Source organism: Plantactinospora sp. CA-294935 (assembly GCF_050936445.1).
In the GTDB taxonomy this organism is placed as follows: Bacteria; Actinomycetota; Actinomycetes; order Mycobacteriales; family Micromonosporaceae; genus Plantactinospora.
Map to the genome: position 1 here is coordinate 2,562,270 of NZ_JBNJMU010000001.1, position 13,095 is coordinate 2,575,364.

Below are 13,095 nucleotides of genomic sequence, written 5' to 3' on the forward strand. Positions count from 1 at the left end.
GGTAAGGCCGAATAATGTCCGACTTCCCCTTCCTCTCGGTGCTCACCGTCGCGCCGCTGGTCGGCGCGCTGGTGGTGGTCTTCCTGCCGGCCAGCCGTGCCGAGCTGGCCAAGCGGATCGCGCTCGGCTGGTCGCTGGCCGTGCTGGTGCTCTCCGTCTTCATGTGGATCGCCTTCGAGGCCGGCGGCGACCGGCTCCAGCTCCGCGAGTCGTACTCGTGGATCCCGCGCTGGGGGGTGAACTTCACCTTCGCCGCCGACGGCATCGCGCTGGTCATGCTGATGCTGATCGCCCTGCTGGTGCCGCTGGTGATCCTGGCCTCCTGGCACGACGCCGAGAAGTCCAAGCGCTCCGTGCCGGTCTACTTCGCGCTGCTGCTCTTCCTCGAGTGCACGATGATCGGCGTCTTCGCCGCCGCCGACGTCTTCCTCTTCTACGTGTTCTTCGAGGTCATGCTCGTCCCGATGTACTTCCTGATCGGCAGCTACGGCGGCCACCAGCGGCAGTACGCGGCGGTGAAGTTCTTCCTCTACTCGCTGGTCGGCGGCCTCTTCATGCTGGCCGCGGTGATCGGGCTCTGGGTGGTCGGCGGCAAGACCTTCGACTGGCAGGCGCTGACCCAGATCGACATCTCCACCGGCACCGAGCGCTGGCTCTTCCTCGGCTTCTTCCTCGCCTTCGCGATCAAGGCGCCGTTCTTCCCGTTCCACACCTGGCTGCCGGACGCCGGTGGCGCCGCCCCGGCCGGAGCCGCCGCGCTGCTGGTCGGGGTACTGGACAAGGTCGGCACCTTCGGCATCCTGCGGTACTGCCTGCCGCTCTTCCCCGAGGCGTCGAAGTGGTTCGCCCCGTACGCCATCGCGCTGGCGCTGATCGGCATCATCTACGCCGCCCTGCTGGCGGTCGGGCAGAACGACCTGAAGCGGCTGGTGTCGTACACCTCGATCGCGCACTTCGGCTTCATCGGGGTCGGGCTCTTCGCCTTCACCACCCAGGCCGGCACCGGCGCGGTGCTCTACATGGTCAACCACGGCCTCGCCACCGGGCTGCTCTTCCTGGTGGTCGGCATGCTGGTGGCCCGGCGCGGCTCGGCGCTGATCACCGACTTCGGCGGCGCCGGCAAGCTGGTACCGCTGCTCGCCGGGGTGTTCTTCTTCGCCGGTCTCGCCTCGCTGGCACTGCCCGGCACGGCGCCGTTCATCTCCGAGTTCCTGGTGCTGATCGGCACCTACACGGTGAACAAGCCGGTCGCGATCATCGCCACCGTCGGGATCATCCTGGCCGCCGCGTACGTGCTGTGGATGATCCAGCGAACCACCCAGGGCACGCTGAACCCGGCGCTGTCCGGGGTGGAGGGGATGCGGCGGGACCTGTCGGTGCGGGAGAAGGTCGTGGTCGCCCCGCTGATCGCGTTGCTGCTGCTGCTCGGCTTCTATCCGAAGCCGGTCACCGACGTCATCAACCCCGCCGTCCAGGCCACCATGGAGCAGGACCTCGGCACGCAGGACCCGGCGCCGACGGTGGGCACCGTCCAGGAGGCACACCGGTGAGCCGGCTGCCAGTCGCGTACGTAAGGAAGGTCCGATAATGGATCTCAAGCTGCCGGACATCGACTACGCGGCTCTGGCACCGATCCTGGTGCTCTTCGGAGCCTCCGTGCTCGGCATCCTGGTCGAGGCGTTCGTCCCCCGGAAGAGCCGGCACTACACGCAGCTCGTCCTCGGCCTGCTGGCCGTGACCGGCGCGCTGGTCGCGGTGGTGCTGAACGCGCACGACCGGCTGGTCACCGCCGGCTCCGCGGTCGCGGTCGACGGCCCGACGCTCTTCCTCCAGGGCGCGATCCTGGTGCTCTCCGGAATGGCGCTGCTGCTGATCGGCGAGCGGTCGGTGCAGCGCGGCGGCGCGTTCGTGGCGCACGCCGCGGTCACCGTCGGGTCGCCGGAGGACCAGCGGCAGGCCGCCGACGAGGGCGGGGCGACCGAGGTCTACCCGCTGACCCTGTTCGCCGTCTCCGGCATGCTGCTCTTCGTCGCCGCGAACGACCTGCTGACGATGTTCATCGCGCTGGAGGCGTTCTCGCTGCCGCTCTACCTGCTCTGCGCGCTGGCCCGGCGCCGGCGGCTGCTCAGCCAGGAGTCGGCGCTGAAATACTTCCTGCTCGGCTCGTACGCCTCGGCGTTCTTCCTCTTCGGCATGGCGCTGGTCTACGGCTTCACGGTCGGGGCCGGCGGCACCGGCTCCGGTGGCGGCGTCGACTTCGGCACCATCCGGACCGCGGTCACCGATTCGGCCGCCAGCGAGGTGCTGCTCTTCGCCGGGCTCGCGCTGCTCTCCATCGGCCTGCTCTTCAAGATCGCGGCGGCGCCGTTCCACGTCTGGACCCCGGACGTCTACCAGGGCGCACCGACCCCGATCACCGGCTTCATGGCCGCCTGCACCAAGGTCGCCGCGTTCGGTGGTCTGCTCCGGGTGCTGCACGTCGCGTTCTCCGGGGCGAGCTGGGACTTCACTCCGGTGCTCGGTGCCATCGCGGTACTGACCATGCTGGTCGGGGCGGTGCTCGCGGTCACCCAGACGGACATCAAGCGGCTGCTCGCGTACTCCTCGGTGGCGAACGCCGGTTACCTGCTGGTCGGTGCCCTGGTGCTCTCCAAGGACGGGCTGTCCAGCACGATGTTCTACCTCGTCGCGTACGGCTTCACGGTGCTCGCCGCGTTCGGCGTGGTGACCCTGGTCCGGGACGCGGACGGCGAGGCGACCCACCTGTCCCGGTGGGCCGGGCTGGGCCGGCGTTCGCCGCTCTACGCCGGGCTCTTCACCTTCCTGCTGCTCGCCTTCGCCGGTATCCCGCTGACCAGCGGCTTCACCAGCAAGTTCGCGGTGTTCGGGGCGGCGCTCGACGCCGGTCAGGTCTGGCTGGTGATCGCGGGTGTGCTGACCAGCATGATCCTCGCCTTCCCGTACCTGCGGGTCGTGGTGATGATGTGGCTCTCCGAGCCGGGCGAGTCCACTCCGACGGTGTCGCTGCCGGGTGGGCTGACCGCGGCGGCCCTGATGATCGGGGTCGTCGCCACGCTGGTACTCGGGGTGGCCCCGGCGCCACTGCTGGATCTCGCCAACGGCGCCGCCGAATTCGTCCGATGACGGGCCGCCCCCACGCCCGTTCCGAGGTCAACCGCCCCCGACCAGGGGTTGGCCGGCGGGTGTGGCATGGTTGAAGGCGTGGGGGGAACGGCTGGCGGCATGGCGGCGCTCGGGCTGGACACGATCGGGCTCGAGTTCGCGGATGCCCGCGTGGAAGCATCGGTGGCCAGCGTGCTGGCCAGGGTGGAGACGGAGCTGCGCGACAACGTCGCCAGCGCCGATCCCATGGTGGACGAGGCGGCCCGGCACCTGGTCGATGCCGGCGGCAAGCGGTTCCGGCCACTGCTGGTGGCGCTGGGCGCCCAGTTCGGTGATCCGGCCGCCCCGCAGGTCGTACCGGCGGCGGTGGTGATCGAGCTCACCCACCTCGCCACGCTCTACCACGACGACGTGATGGACGAGGCGCCGGTGCGCCGGGGTGCGCCGAGCGCCAACTCCCGGTGGGGCAACTCGGTGGCGATCCTGGTCGGCGACTACCTCTTCGCCCGGGCCGCCGACATCGCCGCCGACCTCGGGACCGAGGCGGTCCGGTTGCAGGCCCGGACGTTCGCCCGGCTGGTGCACGGGCAGATCGCCGAGACCGTCGGCCCGCGCGACGCCGACCCGGTCGCGCACTACCTGAACGTGATCGCCGAGAAGACCGGTTCCCTGATCGCCACCTCGGCCCGGTTCGGCGGCATGTTCGGCGGCGCCCAGGCCATGCACATCGAGGCGTTGGCCGGGTACGGCGAGACCATCGGGGTCGCCTTCCAGCTCTCCGACGACCTGCTCGACATCTCCTCCGAGTCGGTGCAGTCCGGCAAGACCCCCGGTACCGACCTGCGGGAGGGCGTGCCGACCCTGCCGGTGCTCTACGCGCTCGGCGCCGACGACGGCGACGCGGCCTCGGTACGGCTGCGCGAGATCCTCTCGCTCGGCCCGATCACCGACGACGCGCTGCACGCCGAGGCGCTCGGCCTGCTCCGCGAGTCTCCGGCGCTGAAGCGGGCCCGGGAGACCGTCCGCAGCTACGCCGAGGAGGCCCGGTCCTGCCTCGCCCCGCTGCCCGACACCGGCCCCCGGCAGGCTCTCGAATCGCTCTGCGACTTCATCGCCGACCGCACCGGCTGAGCCGCCCGGCACGCCGGTCGAACCTGTTCGCGACACCGGCTGACGGCGCCGCACGACGCCGTGGCGGCGCTGTCCGGTCGGGGGTGGACGGGGCGGGAGTCACGCCACGGCGGAATCCGTCTCACCGGTCTCGTGGTGTTCGGCCGGCCTACGACGCTGCCGGGGCACCCGGGCCGAACCACCGACCGGCGGGGTGGCGCCGTCGGCCCGGCGCCGGAGCGAGGTCAGCAGCATCCGCCGGCCGACCAGCATCAGCCCGGCGGCGAGCAGCATCGCCGCCGCCGCGACCAGCCACATCGTCGGGTACCCGAGGTGTTCGGCGAGGGTACCGAGGCCGAGCGGGCCGAGGCAGCCGCCCGCGTACACCCCGGTCTGGGTGATCGAGGTGGCGGTGGTCGGTGCCTGCGGATGCAGCCGGACCACGGCGAAGTTGAGCACCCCGGGCCAGGCCCAGCCCAGGCCGAACGCGAGTACCACGCCGACCACCAGGGCCAGCGGGGCGGCCAGGTGCAGCAGGGCCAGCCCGGCGGCACCGACCACCAGCATCGCGGCGACGGTGTTGAGGTGGCCGCCGGAGCGGCGGTCCGCCAGTGCGCCCATCAGGATCCGGGAGAGCAGGCAGACGGCGCCGCCGAGGGTGAGCACCAGCCCGGCGACTCCCGGGGAGAGTCCGCGGGCCGCCGCGGAGTCGACCAGGAAGGTGCCGAGGGCGTTCGCCGATCCGGCCGCCAGGGTGCCGGCCACGCCGAGGGCGACCAGCGCCCCGGTCGCCCGGCCGCCGCGCCGCGCTGCCGGGTCCGCCACCTGCCGCTGACCGGTCGGTACGACCGGCAGGATCGCCAGTGCCAGTACGGCGGCGGCGACGAACGCCCAGCGCCAGCCGACGGTCAGCGCCAGCGCCGGTACGGCGGCCCCGGCGAGCAGGGTGCCGGCCGGAATGGCGGCCTGTTTGATCCCGAAGGAGAGGCCCTGCCGGCCGGGCGGCACCCGGTGCGCCAGGGTGGCGTTGCTGGACATCTGCCCGAGCGGGTTGGCCACGGCGACCGCCGCCAGCAGGGCGAGCAGCACGGGGTAGGAGCGGGCCACGGCGGCGACCGCCAGCATCGCGGCGGCGACCAGCAGCAGGCTGGCCCGGGCGGCGGCGGTCGGGCCGTACCGCTCGACGAGGGCGCCGGACGGGACGGAGGCGAGCGCGCTCACGCCGAAGTAGACCGCGACGGCCAGTCCCAGCCCGGCGGGAGAGAAGTCCAACTCGGCGCCGAGTTGCACGGCGAGTCCGCCGATCAGGAAGACCGGCAGTACCCCGGCCACCGTGATGACCGCAGCGGCGAGCACGGTACGAGTCGGCCGGACAAAGGTTACGGATTCCGGGGTGTCAGCGGTTAGATCGGCCATTTGGGACGAGCCTACGCGAGCTACCCGTATGAACCGATCGTGTCCGTCGCTGTACGCACGGTCGTCGTAGATCTGGCATCCTCAATCCGATCGGGCATTTCGCAGGCGCCCGGTTTTTCATATTCTGTAAGTCCCCGGCGGCGGAGGTGGTTGTGCGCGACCCCTTGGCGGAACCTTCGGACCTGATCCGCAGCGTGTCGCGTGCCTTGCGCGTGCTCGAAGCGGTCGGACGGGCACCGAAGGGCCTGACCGTGAAACAGATTGCCCGGCGTTGCGAGTTGACTGTGGCCACCACGTACCACCTGGTGCGCACGCTCGCCTACGAGGGCTACGTGATCAGGCGCGAAGACGGCACGTACATCGTCGGGTTGGAGGTGGCGGACCGGTACCGCGAACTGGTCACCGCGTTCCGTGGGCCGCCGGCGGTGGGCGAGTCGCTGCGCCGGGCCGCCTCGGACACGGGCTACAGCCACTACCTGGGTCGGTTCGTCGGCGGGCAGGTGGCGATCACCGCGCTCGCCGAGGGGCCCCGGTCGCCGTACCTGGAGGACCTGGTGCCCGGCTTCGACGAGGGCGCCCACGCCACCGCGCTCGGCAAGGCGCTGCTGGCCACCCTCACCCCGGAGCAGCGGTTCCGCTACCTCCGCGAGTACGGCATGCGGCCGTTCACCTCCGCGACCCTGGTCGCCGCCGACGCGTTCGAGGCGGACCTGGCGGCCGGCGACCGGCGCGGGATGCACCTGGAACTGGGCCAGTTCCGGCACGGCGTCGCCTGCGCGGCCGTGCTGGTCACCCCGGACAAGGACATGGAGCGGCGGGTGGTGCTCGCCTGCGCGCTGCCGGCCGCCGAGATGATGACCTCGGCCCGGGTGGTCCGGGCCAAGCTGCTCGCGGTGGCCCGCGCCGTCGCCGACGGCCTCGCCACCGAAACCTGACCCCGAACCGGAACGTGGTCTCCTGCTACCCCCGGAGGGGAAGCAGGAGACCACGGAGGAGGCGTTGCTCAGGTCAGCTTCCGACGACGTCGCCGTCGAGGCGCCAGGTGACCACCACGCCGGGCTTGGCGAAGTCGCCGTCCGGCCAGTTCGACGCCGGGTTTTCCAGCGACGCCCCGGTCAGCTCGCCCGGGTGCTGCACGGCGACGAAGACCGAGCGGTTGTCCGTGGTGATGAACGGCCCGCAGGTCTCCGCGCCGACCGGCACGGTGAGGAACTGCTTGAGGTGCCCGCGCTCCGGTCCCTCGATGGCGGTGGCGAAAAGGCCGTCGTTGCTGCCCAGCGCGTTGCCGTCGGTGGAGATCCAGAGGTTGCCGGAGCCGTCGAACGCCACGTTGTCCGGGCAGGAGATCGGCGACACCTTGGTCTTGTCGTAGCCGGCGAAGTACGTCGACGCGTCGGTCGGGTCGCCGCAGACGATCGGCACCGACCAGGCGAACGTCTCCGAGGTGTTGTCGCCCCGGTCCTCGACCAGCTCCAGCACGTGCCCGTGCTTGTTGTTGGTCCGCGGGTTCGCCTCGTCGGCCTTCGGGTTGGTTCCGACACCCCGGTTGGTGTTGTTGGTCAGCGCCACGTACACCTTGCCGGTGAGCTGGCTCGGCTCGACGTCCTCCGGCCGGTCCATCTTGGTCGCTCCGACCGCGTCACCGGCGAGCCGGGTGAAGGTGAGCACGTCGGCGGCGGTCATGCCGGGGACGTACGACGTGTTGCCCCGGACCAGCTTGATCCACCTACCCCGGCCGTTGAACGCGCCGTCGGCCGGCAGCTTGCCCGAGCCGTCGATCTCGCCCGCGCTGGTCTGGTCGAGCTTCGCGACGTAGAGGGTGCCGGACTCCAGCAGGGTGAGGTTGTGCTCCCGGGCGGTCCAGGAGTCACCCTTCTTGAACTTCTTGTCCGAGACGAACTTGTAGAGGTAGTCGAACCGCTCGTCGTCGCCCATGTACGCCACGACCCGGTCGTCCTTGGCCACGATGACGTTCGCGCCCTCGTGCTTGAACCGGCCCAGCGCGGTGTGCTTGCGCGGCCTCGACTCCGGGTCGAACGGGTCGACCTCGACGACCCAGCCGAACCGGTGCGCCTCGTTGGGGTGCTTCGCCAGGTCGAACCGCTCGTCGGCGCGTTCCCACTTGCGGCTGTCCGAGGGGTAGCGGGCGGTGGTGCTGATGCCGTACCGGGCCAGCTTCGGCTTGAGTGCCTCCGGTGCCCCGTCGGCGCCGACGAAGTACTGGTTGAAGTTCTCCTCGCCGGAGAGCACGGTGCCCCACGGGGTGATCCCGCCGGCGCAGTTGTTCAGGGTGCCGATCGCGGTCCGGCCCTTCGGGTCCGCCCCGGTCTTCAGCCAGGCCGAGCCGGCCGCCGGGCCGGTGAACTCGAACTTCGTGGTGTGCGCGGTGATCCGCCGGTTGTACTTCAGCCTGCCCTTGCGCACCGGCTTCCACTCGCCGGTCTCGCCGACCCGCTCCAACTCCACCACGGAGAGCCCGTGCGCGGCCATCGCCACCCGGATCTGCTCCACGCTCATCGCGTCGAAGGTGGTGAAGTTCGGGAACATCAGGTTCTCGTTGGTGTACTCGTGGTTCACCACCAGCAGCGCCCGCTCGCCCTTGCGGTCCAGCGGGAGTACGCCGACGAAGTCGTTGTTGTAGCCGAACTGCTGGGACTGCCGGGCGGCGGTCTGCTTGTGCACGTCCAGGCCGGATGCGCCGGGTAGCACCGGGTCGCCCCAGCGGATCACCACGGAGTGGTCGTACCCGTTCGGCACCACCAGGTTGTCGAGCTTGTTCGGCGGGATCGGCTTGAAGGTGAGCGCCGCGTTGCCGGGCCGCCGGGCCGGGGTGAAGCTGTCCACCTCGGGCAGGGCCGGGCCGGATCCGTTCCCAGGAGCGGCCATCGCCGGCGATCCGGCGAGTGCGCCGGCCGCCGCGCCGCCGAAGCCGAGCACCAGCGCGCCGACCGCGCCGGCCCGGACGACTCCGCGCCGGCTCACCTCGGCCTGGACCACGTCGCCGAAGTACGGGTTGTCGGACTCGTTGGGCACCGGGTGCGCACAGGCGTTTCCGCAACGGTATATGCAGGTCATGGCGTCGCGCCCGCCGTGGCCCGCCGGGCCGAGCAGGGGGAGCAGCCGGGGTCGCTCGGTCATGGAGATGGAGCCTCCTCGCCAATGTCAGGGATGCGCGCCCATGACGCCTCGGGTAATGCGCACGAGGGCGCGTGCCTGCCGGACGCTAGGAGTACGCCGTGAGCGGCGCCCGGCGGTCCGGTGAACCACGGGTGAACATCCCCAGGAAGCGGGCTGTTCCGGACACTGTCGTCCGTCGGGCCGACGCCGGGATGTCCGGCAGGGTGACCGGGCCCGGCCGGTAGGCCGATGTCGTCCCGCCGTCCCGTCCTGAGTTCACCCCGTCCGAGCATCTCGCCCGCCTTCGGTTGAACCGTCCTGGCGGCGGATGCGTGAAACCGAGAGCCGGGGCTGGTCGGACCTGAGCGGGCGGGAGGCGAGGAGACATCAGCGACCAGGACGCCGAACTGCTGCGCGCCATGCACGACGAGCACGGTGACGCGCTGCTGGCGCATGCCCTGCGACTGACCGGCGGCGACCGGCAGCGGGCCGAGGACCTGGTGCAGGAGACGCTGTTGCGGGCGTGGCGGCATCCGGAGGCGCTCGACCCGCAGCGGGGGCCGGTGCGGGCCTGGCTCTTCACCATCGCCCGCAACCTCGCCATCGACGCCTGGCGGCGGCGCAGCGCCCGGATCGGCGAGGTGATCACCGACGAACTGCCCGAGCCGCCGCAGGTGGTCGACGAGGCGGACCGGGCGGTGGAGGCCTGGACGGTGGCGGAGGCGCTCAACCGGCTCTCGCCGTCGCACCGCGAGGTGCTGGTGGAGTGCTTCTACCAGGGCCGGTCGGTGACCGAGGCGGCCGCCCGGCTGGGCGTACCGCCCGGCACGGTGAAGTCGCGAACGCACTACGCGCTGCGGTCGCTGCGACTGGTACTGGCGGAGATGGGGGTGACCGGGTGACGAATTGCGAGTACGCCCACGACGACGGGGCGTACGTGCTGGGCGCCCTGTCTCCCGCCGAGCGGGCCGCGTACGAGCGGCACCTGGCCGGCTGCCCGGCGTGCCGGGAGGCGGTCGCCGAGATCGCGGTACTGCCGGGACTGCTGGGCCGGCTCGATCCCGCCGGGCTGGCGGAGATCGCCACCGCACCGAGCACCGGTGAACGGCTGCCGAAGCTGCTCGACGAGGCCCGGGCCCGCCGGCACCGGGAGCGCCGACGCGGCCGGCTCCGCACCGGTGGACTGGCCCTGGTCGCCGCCGCGCTGGCCGCCGTGCTCGGGTTCGGGGTCGCCGTACCGGTGGTCGGCGACCGGAACCCCGGCACCGACGTCGAGGTGCGGATGGTCGCCATGCAGCCGGTCCGCGGCAACGTGCCGGTCAGCGCCGAGATCGGCTTCGACGGTACGCGCTGGGGCACCGTGATCACGATGCGCTGCCAGTACGCGAAGACCAGGGACTACACCAAGGCGTACACGTTCCGGCTGGTGGCGCACGGCCCGAACGGCGAGACGGAGCAGATCGGCTCCTGGCTCGCCGCTCCCGGCGACGACGCCACCTTCACCGGCGTCACCCGGTTCACCAGGTCCGAGCTGATCCGCCTGGAACTCCTCCGGTACGACAACACCCCGCTGCTCGCCTACGACGTCCCGTAGGTCGCGGTCGCCGCCTGCGCCAGCCTCGCGAGCGGCGGTGCCGCGAAGATTCTTGGCGAATTACGGTTAGCTGTTAACCACAGTTCGACAAGAATCTTGGTCGCCTACGGACAACCTACCGAGGAAGGGTCGCCAGGCGGTGGGACTGAAGGCCAACACGGCGCCGTCCGGCTCCTTGCTGTCCCGCACCCCGACCAGCCCGCAGAGATTACCGGCCACTTCCACGCAATCACCCTGACCGCTGCGGCTGCTCTTGCGCCAAGACGCACTGGCCACCTCGACGCAGTTCCCTTGGCCACTGCGGCTGCTCTTGCGCCACGTCACACCGGTCAGTTCAGTCATCGACGGCCTCCCCGATGGTGACGGCGAGCAGGTCCTCGGAGTCCTCCTGGCTGAGTGCCAGCTCATCGAGCTGCCGCTATATCTCATCGTAGGCGGCCACCTCTGCCGGCTTGTCGAGATAGATCGCCCCGGTCATGTTCTCGCTGTAGATGGTGGTCTGTTCGGGCGGCCGGGTGCCGACCTGCGGGAACTCGAAGATGCTGAACGGGGCGGCTCCGGCTGCCCAGCTCACCTTCGCCGCTGCCTCCTGCTCGGTGAGGCCCGGCACGCTCCGGAAGTAGGCCGCCGCGTCGTCCGGCGTCTGGAGCAACCCTGGGAGAGAAAGGAATCGTACTTGCGGATTCGGGCGGCGTTTTCCTCCGTGCCGACGAAGTTCGAACCAGGAGGGGACGGCCTCGCCGTAGGCGTGCCACCAGCCCTCGGCCTTGGTCGCCTTCGCGAGACTGACCAGGACGTCGGTCATCTCGGCGGTGACCCGGTAGAGCTGGCACATGGCGGTCACCTCGATGGTCGGAGCGCGACCTCGCCGCGTTCGATGCGGTACATCTTGGCGCGGGAGAACTCCAGGGTGCGGGCGGAGGGTTCCAGGGCCACCCCGGCCTCCTCGCGGGCCAGCTTGAGATAGCGGCCGAGCTGGCGCTTCGGCACCGAAGATCGCTGGTCGGTGGACGGCATGGCGGATCCTCCCCGGACGAGACTGTTTGTCCAGGCACGACCCGTATCGGGATACGGACGGTAGTGTCAAAACTCCGGGCCGAAGCTGCCGGCGGCAGAAAACTCAGCGCGGCCGGCCGACCCGGCCCTCGGTCCAGACCGGCTCGTCGGTCTCCACCACTCGGCCGTCCGCGCCGAACAGCAGATAGCGGTCGGTGTGTGCGGCGAACCAGCGATCGTGGGTGACCGTGAGGACCGTGCCGGCGAAGCCCTCCAGGCCGCGTTGCAGCGCGTCGGCGCTGGCCAGGTCGAGGTTGTCGGTCGGCTCGTCGAGCAGCAGCAGGGTCGCCCCGGCCAGCTCGAGCAGCAGGATCTGCAACCGGGCCTGCTCCCCGCCGGAGAGGCTCTGGAACGGCTGGTCCCAGGCGGGGGCGATCTCGTAGCGGGCCAGTGCCGCCATCGCGTCGTTACGGAGCAGGGCGTGCCCGGTCATCAGGATCTCGGCGGGGGTGCGGCCGTACAGGTCCGGGCGGGCGTGGGTCTGGGCGAAGTGCCCGGGTACGACCCGGGCGCCGAGCCGCACCGTGCCCCGATGCGGGACCTGATCGGCCCCGGCCAGCAGCCGGAGGAACTGCGACTTGCCGGAGCCGTTGGAGCCGAGCACGGCGACCCGTTCGCCGTACCAGATCTCCAGGTCGAACGGGCGCATCAGCCCGGTCAGTTCGAGCTGCTGGCAGAGTAGGGCCTGCTTGCCGGTACGTCCGCCGCGCAGCCGGATCCGCACGTTCTGCTCCTTCGGCGGCCGGGTCGGTGGTCCCGTCTCCTCGAACCGGGCCAGTCGACTCCGCGCCGCCCGGTACGCCGAGGCGAGCGCGTCGTTGCGAGCGGCGCCCTGCCGGGCGGTGTGCACCAGGTGCCGGAGCCGGGCGTGCTCCTCCTCCCATCGGCGGCGCCGGTCGTCTAGCCGGTCGACCCGGTCCCGCCGGGCGGCCGGATAGCTGGTGAAACCGGCGCCGTGCACCCAGACCTGCCGGTCCTCGACGGTGACGATCCGGTCGGCCGCCTCGGCGAGCAGTTGCCGGTCGTGCGAGACCAGCAGCACCGTCTTGGTGCTGGCCCGCAGTTGCCGTTCCAGCCACTGCTTGCCGGGTACGTCGAGGTAGTTGTCGGGCTCGTCGAGCAGCAGCAGTTGGTCGGGGCCGCGCAGCAGCGCCTCCAGTACGAGTCGTTTCTGTTCGCCGCCGGAGAGGGTGTTGACGTCCCGCCAGGCGGCCCGCTCGTACGGCAGCCCGAGCGCCTCGGTGGTCACGGCGTCCCAGACGACTTCGAGGTCGTAGCCGCCGGCCTCGACGTACTCGGTGACGGCGTGCGCGTAGCGGAGCTGGGCCGGCTCGTCGTCGCGTTCGCGCAGGCTGTGCTCGGCGGCGGCAAGTTCGGCGGCGGCCTGGCGGATCCGCTCGGGTGCCACCGAGAGCAGCAGGTCGCCGACGCTGCGGTGGTCGCGGATGGTGCCGATGAACTGGCGCATCACGCCGAGCCCGCCGGAGGTGACGATCTCGCCGGCGGTCGGGGTCAGGTCTCCGGCGACCAGTCGGAGCAGGGTGGTCTTGCCGGCGCCGTTCGGCCCGACCAGCGCGGCGGTGATCCCGTCGCCGACCCGGAACGAGACGTCGTCGAGGAGTGGCCGCCCGTCCGGCAGTCGGTGGTGCAGGTGCCTGATCTCGACGTGTGCCACGGGG

The 13,095-nt window shown here is 71.2% G+C and carries 12 protein-coding genes; 6 read left to right on the forward strand and 6 right to left on the reverse strand.

From position 1 onward, the window contains the following. Positions 1-14 precede the first annotated feature (14 nt). The 3 genes from ACQEVC_RS11485 to ACQEVC_RS11495 all read left to right on the forward strand — a co-directional run bounded on the left by ACQEVC_RS11485 (position 15) and on the right by ACQEVC_RS11495 (position 4,254). Positions 15-1,550 carry an NADH-quinone oxidoreductase subunit M gene (locus tag ACQEVC_RS11485; RefSeq protein WP_432876128.1) on the forward strand — a complete coding sequence of 512 codons (1,536 nt, stop codon included), beginning with the start codon at positions 15-17 and terminating at the stop codon, positions 1,548-1,550. A gap of 34 nt (positions 1,551-1,584) precedes the next feature. Next, positions 1,585-3,144, forward strand: a complete 1,560-nt coding sequence (gene nuoN / locus ACQEVC_RS11490) for an NADH-quinone oxidoreductase subunit NuoN (protein WP_432891296.1) — start codon at positions 1,585-1,587, stop codon at positions 3,142-3,144. A 66-nt stretch (positions 3,145-3,210) separates the two neighbouring features. Further along, positions 3,211-4,254, forward strand: coding sequence for a polyprenyl synthetase family protein (locus ACQEVC_RS11495; RefSeq protein WP_432876130.1), 1,044 nt, complete (start codon positions 3,211-3,213; stop codon positions 4,252-4,254). 99 nt (positions 4,255-4,353) lie between these two features. On the opposite strand, the gene ACQEVC_RS11500 is transcribed toward ACQEVC_RS11495, so the two are convergent. Beyond that, positions 4,354-5,649 carry an MFS transporter gene (locus tag ACQEVC_RS11500; protein ID WP_432876132.1) on the reverse strand — a complete coding sequence of 432 codons (1,296 nt, stop codon included), beginning with the start codon at positions 5,647-5,649 and terminating at the stop codon, positions 4,354-4,356. A 152-nt stretch (positions 5,650-5,801) separates the two neighbouring features. On the opposite strand from ACQEVC_RS11500, the gene ACQEVC_RS11505 reads away from it, so the two are divergent. After that, on the forward strand, positions 5,802-6,584 hold the full coding sequence (locus ACQEVC_RS11505) for an IclR family transcriptional regulator (RefSeq protein WP_107262179.1): 783 nt from the start codon (positions 5,802-5,804) through the stop codon (positions 6,582-6,584). Positions 6,585-6,657: 73 nt separating this feature from the next. Here ACQEVC_RS11505 and ACQEVC_RS11510 read toward each other — a convergent pair whose 3' ends face one another. Next, entirely contained in the window at positions 6,658-8,787 is a 2,130-nt protein-coding gene (locus ACQEVC_RS11510; protein WP_432876134.1) for a PhoX family protein, read from the reverse strand. 365 nt (positions 8,788-9,152) lie between these two features. On the opposite strand from ACQEVC_RS11510, the gene ACQEVC_RS11515 reads away from it, so the two are divergent. Continuing rightward, entirely contained in the window at positions 9,153-9,668 is a 516-nt protein-coding gene (locus tag ACQEVC_RS11515; protein WP_432891299.1) for a sigma-70 family RNA polymerase sigma factor, read from the forward strand. After that, positions 9,665-10,360 carry an anti-sigma factor family protein gene (locus tag ACQEVC_RS11520; protein ID WP_432876136.1) on the forward strand — a complete coding sequence of 232 codons (696 nt, stop codon included), beginning with the start codon at positions 9,665-9,667 and terminating at the stop codon, positions 10,358-10,360. Before ACQEVC_RS11515 ends, ACQEVC_RS11520 begins: the two co-directional genes overlap by 4 nt. A 66-nt stretch (positions 10,361-10,426) precedes the next feature. Here ACQEVC_RS11520 and ACQEVC_RS11525 read toward each other — a convergent pair whose 3' ends face one another. The 4 genes from ACQEVC_RS11525 to ACQEVC_RS11540 all read right to left on the reverse strand — a co-directional run bounded on the left by ACQEVC_RS11525 (position 10,427) and on the right by ACQEVC_RS11540 (position 13,091). After that, a complete protein-coding gene (locus tag ACQEVC_RS11525) occupies positions 10,427-10,702 on the reverse strand; it encodes a DUF397 domain-containing protein (protein ID WP_432876138.1) in 276 nt (91 codons plus the stop codon). A 76-nt stretch (positions 10,703-10,778) separates the two neighbouring features. Further along, complete coding sequence (locus ACQEVC_RS11530) at positions 10,779-11,204, reverse strand: hypothetical protein (RefSeq protein WP_432876140.1); 426 nt, start codon at positions 11,202-11,204, stop codon at positions 10,779-10,781. Continuing rightward, complete coding sequence (locus ACQEVC_RS11535; RefSeq protein ID WP_432876142.1) at positions 11,201-11,377, reverse strand: helix-turn-helix domain-containing protein; 177 nt, start codon at positions 11,375-11,377, stop codon at positions 11,201-11,203. Before ACQEVC_RS11535 ends, ACQEVC_RS11530 begins: the two co-directional genes overlap by 4 nt. Positions 11,378-11,480: 103 nt before the next feature. Continuing rightward, positions 11,481-13,091, reverse strand: coding sequence for an ABC-F family ATP-binding cassette domain-containing protein (locus tag ACQEVC_RS11540; protein ID WP_432876144.1), 1,611 nt, complete (start codon positions 13,089-13,091; stop codon positions 11,481-11,483). Positions 13,092-13,095: the final 4 nt, after the last annotated feature.